This window comes from Pseudomonas paraeruginosa PA7 (assembly GCF_000017205.1).
Classification (GTDB): domain Bacteria; phylum Pseudomonadota; class Gammaproteobacteria; order Pseudomonadales; family Pseudomonadaceae; genus Pseudomonas; species Pseudomonas paraeruginosa.
Map to the genome: position 1 here is coordinate 3,163,248 of NC_009656.1, position 18,207 is coordinate 3,181,454.

14 protein-coding genes are annotated in these 18,207 nt (G+C 55.2%); 7 read left to right on the forward strand and 7 right to left on the reverse strand.

The window, feature by feature from the left end; all coding sequences use genetic code 11:
• Nucleotides 1-80: 80 nt before the first annotated feature.
• Nucleotides 81-1,082, reverse strand: a complete 1,002-nt coding sequence (locus PSPA7_RS14555; RefSeq protein ID WP_010794184.1) for a DNA-binding protein — start codon at nucleotides 1,080-1,082, stop codon at nucleotides 81-83.
• Between the two features lie 105 nt (nucleotides 1,083-1,187).
• Between PSPA7_RS14555 and PSPA7_RS14560 the strand changes: the two genes are divergently transcribed.
• The 7 genes from PSPA7_RS14560 (at nucleotide 1,188) to PSPA7_RS14585 (ending at nucleotide 8,284) form a co-directional block, all read left to right on the forward strand.
• Nucleotides 1,188-2,234, forward strand: a complete 1,047-nt coding sequence (locus PSPA7_RS14560) for a site-specific integrase (RefSeq protein ID WP_077488341.1) — start codon at nucleotides 1,188-1,190, stop codon at nucleotides 2,232-2,234.
• A gap of 29 nt (nucleotides 2,235-2,263) precedes the next feature.
• Nucleotides 2,264-3,007 carry a DUF5131 family protein gene (locus PSPA7_RS14565; protein ID WP_003111049.1) on the forward strand — a complete coding sequence of 248 codons (744 nt, stop codon included), beginning with the start codon at nucleotides 2,264-2,266 and terminating at the stop codon, nucleotides 3,005-3,007.
• Nucleotides 3,008-3,028: 21 nt separating this feature from the next.
• A complete protein-coding gene (locus tag PSPA7_RS14570; RefSeq protein WP_003111048.1) occupies nucleotides 3,029-4,345 on the forward strand; it encodes a three-Cys-motif partner protein TcmP in 1,317 nt (438 codons plus the stop codon).
• Between the two features lie 411 nt (nucleotides 4,346-4,756).
• On the forward strand, nucleotides 4,757-6,166 hold the full coding sequence (locus tag PSPA7_RS31145; protein WP_012075823.1) for a saccharopine dehydrogenase NADP-binding domain-containing protein: 1,410 nt from the start codon (nucleotides 4,757-4,759) through the stop codon (nucleotides 6,164-6,166).
• Between the two features lie 15 nt (nucleotides 6,167-6,181).
• A complete protein-coding gene (locus tag PSPA7_RS14575; RefSeq protein ID WP_003111046.1) occupies nucleotides 6,182-6,910 on the forward strand; it encodes a hypothetical protein in 729 nt (242 codons plus the stop codon).
• The gene (locus tag PSPA7_RS14580) at nucleotides 6,907-7,812 is read left to right on the forward strand and encodes an EamA family transporter (protein WP_003120172.1); all 906 of its coding nucleotides are present in this window, start codon (nucleotides 6,907-6,909) and stop codon (nucleotides 7,810-7,812) included. The genes PSPA7_RS14575 and PSPA7_RS14580 overlap by 4 nt, the downstream gene beginning before the upstream one ends.
• Nucleotides 7,813-7,819: 7 nt before the next feature.
• Nucleotides 7,820-8,284 carry a GNAT family N-acetyltransferase gene (locus tag PSPA7_RS14585; RefSeq protein WP_003120171.1) on the forward strand — a complete coding sequence of 155 codons (465 nt, stop codon included), beginning with the start codon at nucleotides 7,820-7,822 and terminating at the stop codon, nucleotides 8,282-8,284.
• Nucleotides 8,285-8,463: 179 nt separating this feature from the next.
• On the opposite strand, the gene tnpC is transcribed toward PSPA7_RS14585, so the two are convergent.
• The 6 genes from tnpC to PSPA7_RS14615 all read right to left on the reverse strand — a co-directional run bounded on the left by tnpC (nucleotide 8,464) and on the right by PSPA7_RS14615 (nucleotide 18,176).
• The gene (gene tnpC / locus PSPA7_RS14590; protein ID WP_003111043.1) at nucleotides 8,464-8,826 is read right to left on the reverse strand and encodes a Tn3 family transposase post-transcriptional regulator TnpC; all 363 of its coding nucleotides are present in this window, start codon (nucleotides 8,824-8,826) and stop codon (nucleotides 8,464-8,466) included.
• Entirely contained in the window at nucleotides 8,823-11,837 is a 3,015-nt protein-coding gene (locus PSPA7_RS14595) for a Tn3 family transposase (protein ID WP_003111042.1), read from the reverse strand. The genes tnpC and PSPA7_RS14595 overlap by 4 nt, the downstream gene beginning before the upstream one ends.
• Nucleotides 11,838-11,980: 143 nt before the next feature.
• Nucleotides 11,981-13,207: an IS256-like element ISPa1328 family transposase gene (locus PSPA7_RS14600; protein ID WP_010794468.1), complete on the reverse strand. Its 1,227-nt coding sequence runs from the start codon at nucleotides 13,205-13,207 to the stop codon at nucleotides 11,981-11,983.
• Between the two features lie 85 nt (nucleotides 13,208-13,292).
• A complete protein-coding gene (locus PSPA7_RS14605; protein WP_012075826.1) occupies nucleotides 13,293-15,824 on the reverse strand; it encodes an ATP-binding protein in 2,532 nt (843 codons plus the stop codon).
• 354 nt (nucleotides 15,825-16,178) lie between these two features.
• Nucleotides 16,179-16,451, reverse strand: coding sequence for a hypothetical protein (locus PSPA7_RS14610; RefSeq protein ID WP_041025355.1), 273 nt, complete (start codon nucleotides 16,449-16,451; stop codon nucleotides 16,179-16,181).
• An 804-nt stretch (nucleotides 16,452-17,255) separates the two neighbouring features.
• The gene (locus PSPA7_RS14615) at nucleotides 17,256-18,176 is read right to left on the reverse strand and encodes a LysR family transcriptional regulator (RefSeq protein WP_012075827.1); all 921 of its coding nucleotides are present in this window, start codon (nucleotides 18,174-18,176) and stop codon (nucleotides 17,256-17,258) included.
• Nucleotides 18,177-18,207: the final 31 nt, after the last annotated feature.

Consider the following 18,207-nt stretch of genomic DNA (forward strand, 5'->3'; position numbering starts at 1 on the left):
GGCCTGCACCACCGAGCGGGTACGTTCGTAGGGTAGCGTCATCTGAACCTCCACTCCGCTTCTGACCTCAGTGTGCCGGATCATGAGCTACTTGCGCCACCGCTGCTCGTGGGCGGTGCCTGCCCGAGCAATTTCAGTTGCGCGGTGGCTTTAGCCAGACGCTCCTGCAGGCTCTGGGTTTGCTGTGCCTGAATCGAGGAGGCTTCACCAAGCCGGGTCACCTCATCCTGCAGAGCGTGGCAGCGCTGCTCCAGGGCTTCATTCGTACGTTCAATGCTGGTCAGCGTGTTCTGGGCGACCTCCAGAGCCTGAGCCTTCTGCGTCAGTAGCTTCTGCTGCGCATGCTGATCCTTCTGCTGCTGCCGCGCCTCGGCAAGCAGGCGCGCATTGTCGCGGTTCAGGTGGGTCAGCTCGTCCTGCTTGACGATCAGGGTCTGCTGTAGCTGTCGCAGTTCCAGTTGCAGTTGTTGTACCTGCGACTCGTGCCGGCGCTGCTCTTGCTCACGCTGCTCCTTGCTGGCCTGGCGATAGTGCTCCAGGGCATCACGGGCATGCTCATGCTTGTCCTCCAGCGAGCGAATCTGCCCGTCGCGGTCTTGCAGGCGCGCTTCCTGGTCGTGGTTGGCTTGCTGCAGGCGGGCATTCTCGACCTCGGCCTGTTGGCGCAGCTGTTGTTCCTGCAGCAGTGCTTGCTGGGCAGCCTGGAACTGCTCCGTGAGCCCAGCGCGCTGACCTTCCAGCTGCTGGATACGGCTTTCGGCCTGCCGAATCTGGTTCTGGTAATCGAGTCGTTCCCGTGCCAGTTGTTCGCGCTCCTGGGCCACGTCGGCCTGCGCTTCCTCCTTGAGCTGATCCGCCAACTGGGCCACCAGGTTGGCCAGCTGCTCGCTGAGCGGCAATGCGGCCGCGTTCCGGCCGCGGTCGGCGTCTTCGAGTTCTTTCAGGTAGCGATGGATGGTGGTTTTCGAGCCGGTATTGCCCAGCTCGACCCGTATTGCGTCGATGCTGGGATTCTCACCCCGCGCCAGGATGGCCTGGCGGGCTTTCTGAACCAGTGCCTTGTTGATGCCGCCGCGGGCCATGGTCTGCTCCTACGATTTCATAATTGATTACATACCATGTATTTACATACTAAATTGTCATGAAGTAAAGCAGGATTTGAAGGCTTGTTTCAGATAAAATAACCGATGATTATTCAATATGATTGGCAAAAACGGCTGCTTCGCGGTCGTTTCCCAGTACACAAAGGGCACGCACGGGCGATGAAGGACGTCGAGCGCTACCTGCAAGCCGGCACGCGGGAAAACACCCGGCGTAGCTACCAGTCGGCCGTCGAACATTTCGAGGTGACCTGGGGCGGCTTCTTGCCGGCCACGAGTGACTCCATCGTGCGTTACCTGGTGGACTACGCCGACACGCTGAGCCTCAACACGCTAAAGCAGCGCCTCGCCGCCCTCGCGCAGTGGCATATCAGGCACGGCTTCCCCGATCCCACCAAGACCCCGACCGTACACCAGGTACTGAAGGGAATTCGCACCCTGCACCCGAGCCAGACAAAGCAGGCCGCGCCGCTGCAATTACAGCATCTGGAGCATGCGGTTGAGTGGTTGGAGCAGGAGGCTATGTGTCTGTTTCAAGCCGAAGACCTGGCGGGATATTTGCGCTGTCGGCGGGATACGGCATTGCTACTAATCGGCTTCTGGCGAGGCTTTCGTAGCGATGAACTGTGCCGCTTGCAGGTGGAGCACATTCAAGCCGAAGCCGGTGCTGGCATGACGCTGTTTTTGCCTTGGAGCAAGGGTGACCGGGACAACCTTGGCACCACTCACTACGTACCTGCGCTGAGGCGGCTGTGCCCAGTACAGGCCTATCTCGACTGGATCGGTGCAGCAGGGATTGCTCGAGGGATGGTTTTTCGTCGGCTGGACCGTTGGGGCAACTTGAACGAGGCTGGCTTGAATCCTGGCAGTCTGATCGTCCTACTGCGGCAGATACTCCAGCGTGCGGGGATCCAGGCTGACCTTTACACCAGCCACTCATTGCGTCGAGGCTTCGCCACCTGGGCCACGGCCAATGGCTGGGACATTAAGGCGTTAATGACCTACGTGGGGTGGAAGGACATCAAATCGGCGATGCGCTACATCGACCCTGCCATCTCCTTTGGCGGCCTCGCTGCGAGGCCTGCTCTCGAACTAAATGCCAGCACTTTGACTCAAGTGCCAGCTTCTCACTAACATCGACGCACGACAGGAGTGACGGTGCAATGAGTACGCAGACCAGCATCGAATGGACGGAAATGACCTGGAACCCGGTGGTGGGTTGCACCAAGGTGTCGCCGGGCTGCAAACACTGCTATGCCGAGAACATGGCGCGTCGCTTGCAGGCCATGGGCACGCCCGGCTACGAGAACGGCTTTCGCCTCAGCCTGCGCCCAGAGAAACTGCAGGAGCCTCTGCAGCGCAAGAAGCCGACCATCTACTTTGTCAATTCCATGTCTGACCTGTTCCATGAGCAGGTGCCGGACACCTACATCGACCAGGTGTTCGCGGTTATCCACCAGGCCTCACAGCACACCTTCCAGATCCTCACTAAGCGGGCCGAGCGCCTGGCCGACTATTTCAGCCAGCGCACACCGCCGGCCAACGCTTGGCTGGGGGTCTCGGTCGAGGACCGGGAGTACGGCGTGCCCAGAATCGACTGCCTGCGTGGCATCAACGCCGCGATCCGTTTCCTCTCCGCGGAACCCTTACTAGAAGACTTGGGTGAACTGAACCTGACTGACATCCATTGGGTCATCGTCGGCGGCGAGTCCGGCGCCAAGGCCCGGCCAATGAAGCAGGAGTGGGTGGATAACATCCACCGCCAGTGCGATGCCTTTGGCGCTGCTTTCTTTTTCAAACAATGGGGCGGCTGGGGCTCCGATGGCGTGAAGCGTTCAAAGAAAGCTAATGGCCGGCTGCTGAAGGGCCAGACCTGGGATGAAATTCCGCTGCTGACCCTCGCCTGATACCAAAACAAGGACGACCCGATGGCCAAGGATGACGAGAAGTACCGCTGGGACTGGGCAACCCAAACCTTTCCCACCATCGATCCACACAGCAAGATCAAGCACCAGATCATCGACGACTACATCCAGGCCTACATCGATGTCCTGATGCGGAATCAGCAAATGCCACTGCTTGGCCTATCAATTGTCGATGGCTTCAGCGGTGGAGGTATATATAACGACAGCGCAGGCGGTCACCACTTCGGCTCCCCGGTGATCGCCCTGGAAGCAATCCAGGAGTCGGAAGTGCGCAACAACGTGGGGCGCATCAAGCATCGACCGATCTGCTCGCAGCATCACTTTGTGGATGTGAAGCCGAAGAATACTGCTTGCTTGCACGCCGTCCTGGCCAGCCGCGGACATCAGGCCCGCATTGGACAGGACATTCACCTGCATACCGCCGAGTTCACCAAAGCTCTTCCGGCCATTGCGCAAAGCCTCAAGGCCTTTGGAAAAAGCGAGCGCGTTCTGTTTCTGCTCGATCAGTACGGCTACGGAGACGTGCCATTCGGCCAGATCAAATGGATCTTCCAGCACCTCAGCAATGCTGAGGTCCTGCTGACCTTCAATGTCGACTTTCTAATCACGTACCTAGCGGACCGCCACGCCAACCGCAAGGCTATTGCCAGTATCGGTCTAGAACAGTATGTCCCCTGGGAACAGCTACGGCACTTAAAAGCACATAGCTCCCAGGATTGGCAGTACCTGATCCAGCGCTATCTGTCGGACGGGATCAAGCAGGAAAGCGGCGCGCAGTTCATGACGGTGTTCTTCATTCGCCCACACGGCACCAACCCCATGGCCTACTGGTTCATCCACCTGGCGAACAGCTACCGCGCCAACGACGTGATGAAAGCCATACACTGGAAGTACGGCAACAATTTCTCCCACCTGTTATCACCGTCCTGCTTCTTTGGTTACGACGCTAACCGGGATGTGGGGGTGACCGGCCAGCCGGACCTACTCTGCGAAGGAGAACACCAGTTCGACCAAGTGACTGATACCCGGATTCGTGGGGAACTGTCCGAGCTGCTACCCAAACAGGTATTCGAAGTCGAGCGTCGTCCCTTCATCCAGCTCATGACGGAGCTCACCAACTTCACCATGGCAGACGAAAGTCGCGTGAAGCTGGCCCTGGATGTCGCGGTGGCCAACGGCGATATCCAGGCAGTGGACAAGGAAGGCAAGAGCAGGCGGCGCAAAGGCACGAGCATCAAGTCCACCGATATCCTGATCGCGCCGCCGCAGAAGACGTTTTTCTTCTTTCCCCAACAGAAGAAGACGTCCAGGGACACATGACCATCAACACCGCTGCCGCCAACAGTGTTAGATCTGATCCTGGCCTTGTCGACCGAAACGCTGGTCAAGCGCTCCACTGCGGTTAAGGCCTGGCCCCTTCTCTGGGCCTGGCTGCCAGTCTTGATTGCAAGCTCCAACGAGTGCGGCGATAAGAAGGGAGTTTCAAGCGGGCAAGCCCAAAAACTGCATAGTGCGTGATGTGCAAGTGAAAATCATTGTCACTTGCCACGGAGCTGACTAAAACCTGCCCAGTTGGCACCTCCCTCTCCGAAGTTAACTATCGATTAAGTATTTGATTTAAAAAGAAAATATAGGCGATCCAGAAAAATAATTTGACATGCCAGCCAAGTTCAAAGTAGACATGCAGGCATAGGGAAACAGATTTTCATAATAGACAGTAAGGATGCTTGAATGGGTTTTTCAATTAATCCCCCCCAGCGAATTGTCTTTGTGGGACTAGGAACGATTGCCCAGTCCTTCCTTCCTCTCCTTTCTAAGGTTCACGACTTATCTACTTTAGAAATCTACGCGATCGATCCAAAAACACCACCGCTTATTGAGTACTTTGCTAACAGTTTTGGCTTAAAATTTATCAACTCTGCAATTGATCAAATCAACTATCGCGACATTCTTGTGCCGATTCTTGGTGAAGGGACGGTTCTAATAAATCTATCAACCGATGTCTCAAGTCTTGCCCTGATAGAATTATGCCGCTCCGCAGGGGCTCTTTATTTAGACACATGCATTGAGCCGTGGAAGGGCGGATATGATGACCCAACCATACCACTGCATAAGCGAACTAACTATCACTTAAGAGAACAAATGCTGTCTCTGAAAAAGAGGCTAGGCTCAGGGGTGACGGCTCTCGTGGCGCATGGCGCGAATCCTGGGTTGGTATCCCACTTCGTTAAACGTGCTCTTTTAGATTTAGCGGAAGAGATATTGGGTGATTGTAAAAAGCCCTCTAATAAAGAGCAGTGGGCTATCCTAAGCCAAAGATTGGGTGTCAAAGTAATCCATGTCGCAGAGTACGACTCGCAAATTTCTCAGAAATCTAGGGAGAGGGGTGAGTTCGTAAATACTTGGTCAGTGCATGGGTTCATAAGTGAGTCGCAACAACCGGCAGAGTTGGGCTGGGGAAGTCACGAGCGAAGTCTACCCACGGATGCGTCAATGCATACAGATGGATGCGGAGCAGCAATCTATATTGAGAAGCCAGGGGCCTCTGTTAGAGTTAAGACATGGACGCCATTCAACGGCCCTAGCTTAGGTTATTTGGTAACTCATCACGAGGCAATTTCAATTGCTGACTTTTTGACGCTCAGAACTGCCGATGAGACATATAGACCAACTGTCCATTATGCCTATCGCCCAAGCGATGAAGCAATTCTCTCTGTACATGAATGGTTCGGCAATGATTGCATGACTCCAGAAAAGACAAAAGTACTTCGTCCTGGTGATATCTTGTCGGGTTCTGATTACCTCGGTGTTCTTCTTATGGGGCACGAAAAATCTAGTTATTGGTATGGATCTATCTTAAGCATCGAAAAGGCCAAGGAACTTGCCACTCTCAACACTGCAACAACGTTACAGGTAGCAGCCGGAGTTCTTTCCGGTTACTTATGGATCCTGAGCCATCCGTCGGCAGGAATAATTGAAGCCGAAGACATGGATCATGAAGTGGCACTATCTTATATTTCACAGTATCTAGGCGAACTAAAAGGGGTTTATTCGGACTGGAATCCTACCAAAAACAACCCAGGCACCTTTTCGGCCATAGATAGCGACTCTCCCTGGCTGTTCTCAAATTTTGTCCTCTGAACAAGGAGCGTTCAAGTGTCAAATGTTAAGTCGGGTATTGGTCTTAAAAGCTACGAATGGTCATCCCTGGAGTTGCTGAAGGGTTTGTCAATTGAACAGATAAAGTCGAATCCCTCAAAGCTCGAGGAGCGTCGGCCTTTCTTTTGGCATGACATGAGCTCTGAATTTGATTCAATAAACTTCTTGCGCTACTTGTTTGGCCGTCGCGACATTCAATTTAGCAATGAATTTATCGAGTTCGTATGCCTGTGGCATCTCGATGAGCAAAATCATTATCGCGGACTGAGAAAGATTAATAGCGTACTTTACTCCATGCCGGAAGACATGATTGATCGCGAGATTAGATCGAACTCTCCGGACTTTTCTCATATCGAAGACTTCATGAAGGATGAATTCACAATTCTTCTCTCTATCGCATTTGATGAAGTGACCAGCACAAGAGCCTACAAGCAAGATGTAAGCTTCTTTGACTCGTTTGAAAACGAGTCTCTTTCAACCTGGATTAGATATGCTGCCCGTGATGAGGCAGCCCATTACGGTAATGCAATGAAAATTCTTCGCCTTAATCACTCTCATCGCTTTGATGAGGTTGAGGCGATTCTAGACAAGATCGTGGAATTCGAAACTTCAGAGAGCTTCGACTATCAGCGAACCTTTATATTTGACCATGACACCGACGACTTTTCTCATGTTTTATTGAAGGATAGTCGCGATACCATATTAGAGGTACTTCGAGGAAAATGACCTGGTTAGTTATGGCACTTATGGCTCCACTGCTGTGGAGCCTTTCAAATATCCTGGACAAGCTGGCAGTGATCCATCATGCGAATCACTGGACTACATTTATATTTCTCCTGAGCATTGGAAATCTTCTTTATTCTGCGCTGATTTTTCTTCTCTTTACACCATCTGACTTTGACACAACCTCAGCGCTTCTGAACCTGCTGTCAGGATTATGCATTTTTGGAATGTATTTCCTATACGCAATGCCGCTGAAGTCGGTCGATATCTCTACTGCGATTGCGCTTCATCAGTTAACTCCTTTGCTGGTGCTTGTCGTATCGATCCTCTTGCTTGGCTATTCGCCAACAGGGATTGAGCTGCTCGGCATTGCCTTGGTTTTTGTCGGGGTTTACTTTGCTGTGGCAATCGGCAAAGGGAGACCAGGCTCGATAAGTTTATCAGCAGTATTGCTTCTAATAGGTTCAGCAGTTTTTGGGGCGGTGGCTACGCTACTATACGATCACCTGCTCCTGAGTCACAGCCTGCCCTCGGTTCTTATGTTTAACTATGCAGGCTACGGTCTTGGCGGGACTCTGATGCTGCTGGTTCCGAAATGGCGCCATTCCATCGCAAAGGATGTCTCCGAAATGCCACCAAAGGGCTGGGCGGTGTATGCGCTGAGCAATCTCTTCGACGCCGGTGGATACGCGCTTTTTATTGGCGCATTATCTGCTGGTGGAAACGTTGCGGTGGTCTCGGTTTTGGTCAGTCTTCACCCGGTATATGTGCTAGCCTTAAGTCATTGGCTAGCAATAGTTGACCCAAAGATACTCAGCGAAAACTTTAGCTCGTCGGACGCATATAAGCGCATGAGCGCCATAGTCGTAATCGTTGCCGGCGTAATAATGATGACCAAGATCTGAAGATGCCATGAGCAAAAATTCAAATATCAAGTTGATCTCAGCCTCAATAGATGATGAGCTCTTACTCGTGGAGCTAATGAAAAAATACCACCTATACGATGGTATTGAGATGACTGACGAAGACAGGCTGGCTGCACTTCGCCCTCTCTTGTCATCTTCAGAAAAGGGCAACGTTTGGATTATTTGTCTTGGCAGCAAGCAGATTGGATATATTGCTACTTGCAATTGTTACAGTATCGAGTTCAGGGGGATTGAGGTCTGGATTGATGAATTTTATATCGATGAACAGTGCCGAGGACAGGGATTTGGCAGTGAGATTCTAGAAAAGGTCAAGTCCTTCTTGAAGTCTCAAGGTGCCGCAATAGTTCATCTAGAAGTGGACGAAAATAATCCTAAAGCAGTAAGCCTTTATAAGAAGTCAGGTTTCGAATTTCGCGAGCGATTCGTTATGATGAGTCATAGTCTCAAGTAAAGATATACATTTTGAGTGGTGCCTATGATTACGCAGCCCCTTGTCAAATTGGCTGCTGAACTGGTCGACGTTCGGGCAATGCCGGCGTTTCTTTGTCGTGATCGCTCAGCGGCTACCGAATCGCTAGGTCACTGATCAAGCCGGGCTGATTCCGGCTCGGCTTGATACGGTTTAACGAGCTACTGCTGATGCTCAGGCTCAAGACTGGTCAAGGGAGTTAGGAAGCCCTGAGCGGAGCGAATCCACGTCGCCAGCGCTTCTAGGCCCAACTGCACAGATTCTGCTTCAGCCCAGATACACGCGTTCTCGGTGGGCGCAGCCGGGGCAGTCCCCTCGACGATAGTCAGTGCCATTGCGTGCAATTTCAGCAGTTCGTCACGCAAGGCGGTGATACCACCCATTTCCGAGAGGCATGCATCCAGACCTTCAACTAGCCGTAGAAGTTGGGATGTATCGAATCCGGCTCGCATTCTGTCCAGTGCTGCGATGTCCACCTCACCGTAGGGTGTGACTCGAAAAGACGCTGACGCAATCTCGATCATATTGCCTCCTCGGCCGCGGCCTTACTGGTCGAGTTGACTCGCAACGAGCCGGCAGCCTGTTGGAATACCGAATCCTTGATCCAGGGCTCCGGCGGTCGGTTGAGCTTAAGGTTGAACTCGCCGAAACGCTTGACGTTACTGGTCAGGTAGGGGCTAAGAAAGGACACGTCCTCATCGGTAAACTGCCACCCTTCGCGGGCTAGTTTTTGCAAGATGCGCATCATGTCCACGGTGTTCTGCAGAATCACCGACGAAGCCACCATGTCGTTGTAACGCAGACGTTTCTGCTGCTCGTCCGGATCGTTTTCGGCAATTACATCGCCGCCAAAAGAGAGCCACTTGGAGAAGCCGTTGTAGGACTCGATCTTGTTGGTGTTCGCAGTGACTTCCTGGCGCAGCTCTCGGCTGCCAATCCAATTGAGCAGGAAAATCGTGCGGATAACACTGCCCAGCGTCTGTGCTGCGAGGTAGAGCTTGTTGCGCCGGCTGTAAGAGCCAAGTTTACGTAGCAGCATGGGCGAGGAAATCTTGCCGGCCTGGATCGACAGCGCAATCTGCATCAGATCCTGCCAGTGAGTTTCGATCAGGTGCCAGTCGGCAGTGTCGGTGAACAGTCGGTTTATGTGCTTGTACGATACGCCTCGATCCGGTCGGCACATCACTAGGTCGCGCCAGTTGCGGATACGCGGCATCAGATTGATACCCAGGAGATGAGTGAAGGCGAATACTGTGGCCGACTGGCCCTGGGTGTCGGAGTAGACCGTATCGGGCTCGACGCTAAGGCTGACTTTGAGCAGTCCCTCTATCACATAGATCGCCTCCCAGATGCCTGGCGGGATGAAGTGCTGGAACACTGCAATGTAGTTGTTGGCCACGTGTCGGTACGCCACGGCCCCCATCTTGCGATAGCGGAAGTGGTAGCCGGCCAGTAGGTTGTCGTCATAGAAGTCGAACTGGGTACCGTCTGCGGCCACTGCTTTGCCATCGCCCCAAAGCTTGGGCAGGTCAAGTTGCAGATAGAGCTCCACCAACTCGCGATTAGCCTTGTCCAGTTTCTCCAGCGAGAGGTGGCGGCGATTGGTATAGGACAGCATATGCGGTGTGACATTACCGGCCAGATGCCGCGCGGCCTGGCTGGGACCGAGATTGCAGCCCATGGCGAAGATCGTCATCAGGTAGCGCTCGGCCGGCTCTTTGAGCTTTGGCTCGTTGCCGGACATCGGTCCGAAATGCCGCGTGAACTGAATCCAGTGCTCAATGTTGGCCATAATGTCCAGCACGTGCCTGGCTGGCATACGCTGCATAAGCGCCGTCTGTAGCGAGATGGCTGAAGGCGGGATGTCCCGTGCCATCACCCGCCGCAGTACCGGCTCGCCTGCATCGTTGATCGACACATCCCCTCGACAGGAAGGGAACTTGTCATCTAACTGTTGCGCGGTTTCCTCCAACTGGCTCTTGAGCGAGGCGACAAACTCCTTCGCTGTGGTAGGAAGGCCCACCTTCTCGCAGTATGCCGGTAGCCGCTGGAGACACTCTTCCCAAGGCAGCAACTGTTTACGGTAGTCGGCGAAGGATTCCGATCCCTGCACGCACAGATCACCCGAGCGCAGTTCACTGGCCAGGTAGGAGAACACGCAGACCTCCAGATAACGTCGGTTGGTAGGCGGCCCTTCACTGGTAGGGCGACGCACGATCTTCACCCAGCGATCTGATGCAAACGACAAGTCGACATGCTCATCGATCCATTCACGGTGCAGATTCTCACTGTCCTGAATGAGCTGAAGCGCCTGGATAAGTGAGCGATCCTGGGTGGTGGGCTCCAACTGGAGAAGGTGGCTGAGGCGAAACAGCAGTGAACGATGGGACTTGAAGTGCCTCCAGATCAGCGGCAAGTAGTTATTACCTCCTGTGGCCTGAACTTCAGCACAAACCTCTCGCAACCGATCCATGTTGCCATCGGGGGAGAGGTATTCTCGAATCAGGCTACCAGCCTCCTGGTCATCCGGCTCTTGAACCAGAATCTGCACCACGCCGTCCAAGGTGGCCGCCAGTTGTTCCAACTTCTGACGTTGACGTGCCTGGATTTGCTCCAGCTCCTCCTTGGCGCGTTTGTGGATCGTGGAGATTCTTCGGATGAACATCTCGGCCAGGTGATCTCGGGTTCGCACCCGCATACGGTAGATCAAAGCAAGCATCAGCGTGTAACGCTTCGGCAGCGAGCAGTCCTTCAGTTCAGATACATCCGACGCCGCAGCTTGGGCAGCAAAGTGGCGAATTTTCGTATCGACGATCCCATCAAAAATGGCATCCAGTTTCCCGAAACTCTCTAGCCAGGCTAGGTGGTCGATCAGTACCTCCAGATGCTTGCGCGAGGGTTTCTTGGGTGCCTGTTTGAGTGTGTTGAAGTCACTCTGCCGACGCCCGAAGTCCGTGTCGAGAAGATCCCTTAGCTTATAGATCACCTTGATTGGAGCTCTGGCTACCACAAGGTTGAAGATTTTCTCTTGTGCTTCTGCACGAGCGGCTTCTGCTAGGTCATTCAAGGTCGAATAGGCGGGCAGCTCGTAGTTTTGGCGCAGCAACTCGTCAATGATCGCATTAATAATGTCAGCGCGCTGTTCGAGGAGGGGAGCCATCAACTGTGCATGCGTGGATGCTATGTCTTGACCATCCGAGCCGTAGAACGGTCGAACCCCAAGTTTTTCCCGAACGGCACTCATATGGCGGTAAAGCTGCATCCACTTGTAGGGTGATAGCGCAACCTTGCTGCGTAGACCTATTTGTGTGCGGATGAAATCGACAACTGGCTCCGGCACTTCAGCGATTTCTGGAAAGTATCGGAGTACCTGAAAAGTCTTGAACAGAACAGCGAGATTCAGTCGGAATGCTGCATTAGAGCGACTTTTGACCCACGTGACTTCTTCCTCGGAGAAGCTGAATTCACGCTGAAGCTCGGCCCTCGAATAGGAGCGCGACAAAACAGGGTAGGCGGTACGTTCGAGGGATGCCATGTGTCACTCCTTTCCTTGAACCAGACGGAAAAGATAGACCATGAGGTGCAAGCCAGCGCTTGCCGGATAGAAAGCCTTTCAGAGCAATGGCTTACATTCCAAATGAAGAGGGTGTGCAGAATTTTGTGTAACCGGGGTTAGGGTTACTGCTGCGGCAGGCGGTCTTCGTAGCTGATCGTAAAGCGAGTCAGCGCCGCCTTCCAGTCACGGATCGGCATCGTCCATTTCTTGCTGATGTTGCGTAGCGCCAGGTAGAAGAGTTTCAGCAGCGCCTCGTCACTGGGGAACGAGCCGCGGTTCTTGGTAATCTTGCGCAGGCTCATGTTCACCGATTCGATGGCGTTGGTGGTGTAGATCACCTTTCGGATCTCCGGCGGGAAGTCGAAGAACGGCGTGATCCTGGCCCAGTTGCGTCGCCAGGACTGGCCAATCGGCAGGTAGTCGTCATCCCACTTGGCCTCGAATTCACCGAGGCGCAGTTCGGCCTCGTCAGCGGTGCTGGACTGGTAAATCCGCTTCAGGTCGGCGGCGACCTCCGCCCGCCGCTTCCAGGACACGTAGTTCAGGCTGTGCCTGACCATGTGCACGATGCACAGCTGCACGCTGGTGCGCGGGAACACCGCCTCGATGGCCTCGGGGAAGCCCTTCAAGCCATCCACGCAGGCGACGAAGATGTCCTGAACGCCACGGTTGCGCAGTTCGGTCACCACCTGCAACCAGAACTTGGCGCCCTCGTTCTGGGCGATCCACAGGCCGAGGATTTCCTTCTCGCCGGCCAGGTTGATACCCAGCGCCAGATAGACCGCCTTCACCCGCACGGCGCCCTCGCGCACCTTGCTGTGGATGCAGTCGAGGTAGACGATGGGATACACCGTATCGAGCGGGCGCGACTGCCAGGCCTTGACCTCATCGGCCACCGCGTCGGTCACCGAGGAGATCAGGCTGGGTGACACCTCGGCACCGTACATTTCCTGCAAGTGCGCCTGGATCTCGCGCACCGTCATGCCGCGGGCATACAGCGAAAGGATCTTGTCGTCGAAGCCCGTCCAGCGGGTCTGGTGCTTCTCGATGATCTGCGGATCGAAGGTGCCATGCCGGTCGCGCGGTACCTCGATGGGCAGTTCACCGAACTCGCCCTTGAGTTTCTTCTTGCTGAAACCGTTGCGGGTGTTGCCCATCCAATTGCTGACAGGCTGATGCTTGTTGTGGCCCAGGTGGTGGGTCAGCTCGGCATCCAGCGCACGCTCGACCAACTTCTTGGTCAGTTGCTTGAGGATGCCGTCGGTACCGATCAAGTCTTCAGGCTTCTGATAATTGGCCAGAAGCTGATCCAGCAGTTCGTCGGTAATGGTGTGGGGCGTCTTGTTCATGGTGTCTCCAGTTCTCAGCGACAGTGTCGCTCATGAGCCGGTTACACAAAATTTCGGACACCCTCCAAATGAATGAATTTTCCCCTTATCTCGGCATGACCCCGTCCTCGTCCGTAGATGGCGCCGGGTCCGAGTCCAACCGTGGGCCACTCGAGTCAACGCGTACATGACCAATTGCCTCGACCACTTGACCTAATGGACGAAATCGCCAAGCCACTGAAGCCCATGCATCCAGCACCGCGTCACCAGCCGCAGTGACACCCTCAACACCAGCTAGCACGTCAACGGGTTCCGCGGCGTCAAAAAGCTTTGCCGCGAATGCCGCGCTGCCCTCTTGTGACAATCTCCCAGACCATTGCAATGCAACCAGATCGCTCACCATTAACTCACTACCAGCCATTAGTAATGAGCCTCGGATTGTCTCGTCAGCCAAGCGGAGCTGAAGGTCGGTGAGAGCGACACTTTCTAGAGCTTCGTCCCTCTCTGCCAGTTCCTTGTGGACGAGTAGTAGGCCGGCAAGAGCGACTACATCGCGCTCGCCGGCGGCCGCTCCAAGACTACGGTGTATGTCCTCACGAATATCCGCCAGTGGCCGCCCCGCGAAGTATTGCTCGCGGAACCATGTTTGTTGCGCACGCTCAAGCAGAACCCTTTTTTCGCCGGCGTGCTCTAGGTGATAGAGGCACTCCCAGCGCAGCTCCGGTGGGGAGGTTGGCTCTCCAGCTATAGCGGCCAAGCGTTGGTGAAAACGTACCGCCTTAGCCGGATCACGGCGGCCAAATACGTCTACTTCGGTCCGCTGAATTACGAACTGCCGAAAGCTGTTGTGGAAGAACGCCCACCGTTCTGAGGTGATTTGACGGAAAAGGTAGAAGGCACTGCCCGCAAATCGCTCTACCGCTGAGTCGAGGGCGAGCATCTTGATCGTCGACAGCTCAATCGTTCCTTTGACCCGGGATATGAGCCCCAGCAGCTCTCGTACCTCGCCGTCATGCTTGAGTTGCTCCCAATACGCTGCGTACTCGGCGTCCGTGTCACCGCCGAAGTCCTGCATCTCGTTCAAAAGCCCGGCTGCAGCTGTTGAATTCTCGGCGGTAGCCAAGCGCTTCACCAGGTATGCCAAGGAGAGTGGGTGGCCAGCACAACGGCGGTACACGTCATCTTCGTCCTCTCGGCTGAGGACAACGTTGGGTATTGCGGTTCGCACAATGTGACGGACATTCGCGCGTGAGAGCGGGTCCATGGCGATAGTTCGCGAAGGTTCGTCGAGGTGCGCGCGAATCGGGCGAAGTGCGGGCGATGGTCCCCCCAGCCCCACTGGCTGCGTTCCCAAAACGATCAAGACGCCATCCGGAATGGCGGCAGGGGACGGCAACTCCTCAATCAGGGAACGCTCAGGACTCTGCTCCCGTTCGATGTGATCAAGACCGTCGATCAAGATGATCGTCCGTACCCCAGACTGGCGAGATTCCTCTCCTAGCTCGCCGAGGAGCGTGCCCAATCGCTCGCGCTGGGCATGCAGCGTATCCGGTATGGCAGAGAAGCGGTTGGCACGCCCTACGCCGAGACCCGACAACGATAGGCATAAGTCATGAAGAAATGCCGCGGCTTCACCGCGCCCGGTGCGAGGATCATCCCTAACGAATGCGTAGTAGCGGACGAGTCGGATACCTTCCCGATAGCGGAGAGTTTGGGTCAGCGTTGTCGACTTGCCGGACCCCGGCGGTCCCACCAATGCCAGATAGCCCCGCCGAAACTGCGCAACCGCTTTGTCCAGAGCTGCGACCGTTTCCTGGATCGGCTGATAAAGCTGCTCGTCTACCGGGAACTCATGTTTGAATCGAAGCGCAAAGCGATCGCTCCATCCCAGTCCGTGGAGAATGTCCTCAGGACGAAGCTCCACCGGTCCCGAAGTACTTGAGACGCGCTGCATAAAGAAATGCGCCAAGGCATCAACGTCTTCGGCGCGGCGAACTTCTTGCGACGTAGTTGCGTGTGGCAGCACAAATCCGAGGTCAAGCTCACAGTCTGCAATGAAGATCGTAAGCTCATCGTGAGGCAGTCCCGTGGCTGCCGCGATCGCGTCAATCTTTGTTGACCAGGCAGCGTAAATGGGATCATTGACGTCGAACCAATGCGCGCGTGCAGGGAAGGCATTCCTCAGAAAGGACTGCAAGTGGGAAGGTTGCCCATCTATACGACCATCCTTCATATCGCGCGCCGACGGGCTGTCATGCATAAGATAGTGTGCATGTATCCGTCGCATTGGATGTGCTGCTCGCAACCGGCGCCACCCGTCTGCCATTAGCTCGAAAGGGGCAGGGTAGGGCTTGTTTGAAACCGTGGTTGCAGTCACCAGCTCATTGAACTTGACCTCGTTCTGATACTCAGACCACTTGATCTGATAGGCATCTAGACGACCTGGGCGAGCAATCATGACGTCATCGAGGCGTCCTGCGTCTGGATCGACGAGGCGAACCCACTCCAACTCGCCTTGCTGAAGCGCCTCATATGCGAGTGCCGCTGCAACTCTGTACTGCGCCGATAGATTGCGAATAGCCCGGCGTTCGCCATCAGCAGGGGGTTTGGGTTGGGGGGGGGTGGTCCGAGTGGTCATGGCAATCCCTTGGTCAATTCCTCAAAGCTGAAACTAACGTGCATCCAACAGCAGGCTCAGTTCCTTAAGCAAGAGCAAATGGAAATTCGGGCCAGTCCACGTAATTCCATGGCTCAAACAACGAGTCTCGGCACATGCCATTAGGAGTTTTCGCGTATCTGGCGGTGGCAATTGTAATCAGGAGGAGGGGACTCACACAGGAGAGTGATGGCAAAATCAATCCTAGTCTGTTTGACGGCGATGGAGTACTCGCCACAGATGCTGCACGACGTTAGGAGCCCTCCGGCTTCAATACCCTAATAACCGGAGTCCTGATTTCACGATGCGGTGGGCATCAAGCCGGCAGAGGCCAGGTTATTGCTCATGCTCAGGCACGAGATTGACCAGCGGCTTGACGCATGTCTGTGCAAAGCGAACCCAGGCGGCCAGTGCCTCTAGGTTCAACTGCAATGACTCAGCTACTGCCCAGATGCAGGCGTTTTCAGTGGGTACTGTCGGTGGGGCACCCTCGACCAGGGGCCAGGCATCCAGACTGTCCACCAGGTCCAAGAGCCGGGACGTGTCGTAGCCGTCCCGAACCTGCTCCAGTGCGGTTGCATCCACCTCGCCTGAGTCATTGCGGGGCATGCGATGTCTTATCTAGCCGTCCCGGGTCCTGGGACTTAGGACAGACCAGGGCATGTAATCCGTGACGATGCAAGGGGGGGGAAATCTCGGGAGACCGCTCTGGGATTACACGCGAGCTTGATCGGGTTACATCGACCGGTGTCGAGGACGTCGCCCAGGAGACCTTGAGGGTGTTGTCGCAACCGCTGTGTCGATCACCTCTATTATGGGACTCAGGCAGCCCTGCCTGTGAGGCGAGGAGTATGTCCAATCTAATTGCAGGAATATCTGTAGGCTTCACAAGAGGAAGCCTCTCCAAGTGTCTGAACCAAAGGAATTCCTATCGTTAATGTGAAAATTCCAGCCATTTAGTTAAACCGACAGCTAGATCGAGACATTACTATTTGGCCGTAACATCCTGGATTCGCATAATGTATATTATGTTAAATTAAATATGACCTAGGTGGAACTCACATCCTTTGCGATTGAGCTTTCGGCTCGAATCTCGCCCTCTTGCCCGACACTGATAGTTAATAACCCGGCGCCGTTGTCGCCGGGTTCCTCGACATCGCTCGCAAGGATGTTTCGTTCTCGCGCTCCGACGACAACCTCCGGCCCAGGTTGGCCAGGAGGTCCTCGCCCTCGAACATTTCTTCCCACCATGCGTATGCGTCGCGTGTCTGTGAGCTGGCCTGAACCTGTGTCCGAAAAACAGCAGGTGCCTGAGGCTGGATGGTCAAACGTCGCATCTCTGGCGATTGTCGCCGTTTTCACAGATCGTCCACCCCGTGATGAGTGGCCGGCGACCGAGTCCCTGCATGCCCGCTACCCGCCGCCTATGGTCGTTCCCCTGGGCCTGGTGTAACGCAGCGCATCCACGACCAGGCTGAAAGCCGGCGATGGTTGCCGACGGTTCGGGTAGTACAGGTAGTAGCCAGGGAACAGTGGGCACCAGTTTTCCAGCACTCGCAGCAACCGGCCCTCCTCGATATGCGGAGCGAATTCCTCTTCGGGGAGCCAGGCGATTCCCAGCCCCGCCAGCGCGGCATCCACGATATTCGGCGAGGTGTTGAAAATGAGCTGTCCATCGACACGGACGTTCACGTGTCGATCTTTCCGCTGAAAGTCCCAGGCATACAGGCCGCCGCCGGACTGCATGCGCATGTTGATGCAGTTGTGGTCGACCAGATCGCGAGGATTCCTGGGCTTCGGATGTGCCGCAAAGTAGGCCGGGGCCGCGACGACCGCCATGCGCACTGGCGGCCCAATCGGCACGGCGATCATGTCCTTGTCTATGGTGTCGCCCAGGCGTACGCCGGCATCGAACCGGTCGGCCACGATGTCCCGAAAGGCATAGTTGATGTCGAACTCCACCTTGATGTCTGGATATTCCAGCAGCAACGGGGTGAGCCTGGGTAGCAACAGGGTTCGCTGGATGTGATCGCCACAGGTAATGCGAACCGTGCCACTTGGTTTGTCGCGCAGCGCCGACAACTCGTCCAGTTCCGCCTCGATCTCGTCGAAGCGATTGCCGATGGCATTCAACAGGCGCTCCCCTGCCGCCGTGGGCGAAACGCTGCGCGTGGTGCGGGTGAGCAAGCGGATCTGCAGGCGCGCCTCCAGGCCGCTTATCGACTGGCTCAATGCCGACTGCGTCACGCCCAGCTGGGCGGCGGCACGGGTGAAGGTGCCCTCGCGGGCGACGGCAACGAAGGACAGGAGGTCGTTGAGGTTACGTTTGATCATGGCCAATTCTTCCACGGACCATTAATTAGTA

What these genes read in the sequence shown, in the direction of transcription:
- PSPA7_RS14555 (WP_010794184.1), bottom strand. Translation starts at nt 1,082, where the DNA reads ATGGCCCGCGGCGGCATCAACAAGGCACTGGTTCAGAAAGCCCGCCAG.
- PSPA7_RS14560 (WP_077488341.1), top strand. Translation starts at nt 1,188, where the DNA reads ATGATTATTCAATATGATTGGCAAAAACGGCTGCTTCGCGGTCGTTTC.
- PSPA7_RS14565 (WP_003111049.1), top strand. Translation starts at nt 2,264, where the DNA reads ATGAGTACGCAGACCAGCATCGAATGGACGGAAATGACCTGGAACCCG.
- PSPA7_RS14570 (WP_003111048.1), top strand. Translation starts at nt 3,029, where the DNA reads ATGGCCAAGGATGACGAGAAGTACCGCTGGGACTGGGCAACCCAAACC.
- PSPA7_RS31145 (WP_012075823.1), top strand. Translation starts at nt 4,757, where the DNA reads ATGGGTTTTTCAATTAATCCCCCCCAGCGAATTGTCTTTGTGGGACTA.
- PSPA7_RS14580 (WP_003120172.1), top strand. Translation starts at nt 6,907, where the DNA reads ATGACCTGGTTAGTTATGGCACTTATGGCTCCACTGCTGTGGAGCCTT.
- PSPA7_RS14585 (WP_003120171.1), top strand. Translation starts at nt 7,820, where the DNA reads ATGAGCAAAAATTCAAATATCAAGTTGATCTCAGCCTCAATAGATGAT.
- tnpC (WP_003111043.1), bottom strand. Translation starts at nt 8,826, where the DNA reads ATGATCGAGATTGCGTCAGCGTCTTTTCGAGTCACACCCTACGGTGAG.
- PSPA7_RS14595 (WP_003111042.1), bottom strand. Translation starts at nt 11,837, where the DNA reads ATGGCATCCCTCGAACGTACCGCCTACCCTGTTTTGTCGCGCTCCTAT.
- PSPA7_RS14600 (WP_010794468.1), bottom strand. Translation starts at nt 13,207, where the DNA reads ATGAACAAGACGCCCCACACCATTACCGACGAACTGCTGGATCAGCTT.
- PSPA7_RS14605 (WP_012075826.1), bottom strand. Translation starts at nt 15,824, where the DNA reads ATGACCACTCGGACCACCCCCCCCCAACCCAAACCCCCTGCTGATGGC.
- PSPA7_RS14610 (WP_041025355.1), bottom strand. Translation starts at nt 16,451, where the DNA reads ATGCCCCGCAATGACTCAGGCGAGGTGGATGCAACCGCACTGGAGCAG.
- PSPA7_RS14615 (WP_012075827.1), bottom strand. Translation starts at nt 18,176, where the DNA reads ATGATCAAACGTAACCTCAACGACCTCCTGTCCTTCGTTGCCGTCGCC.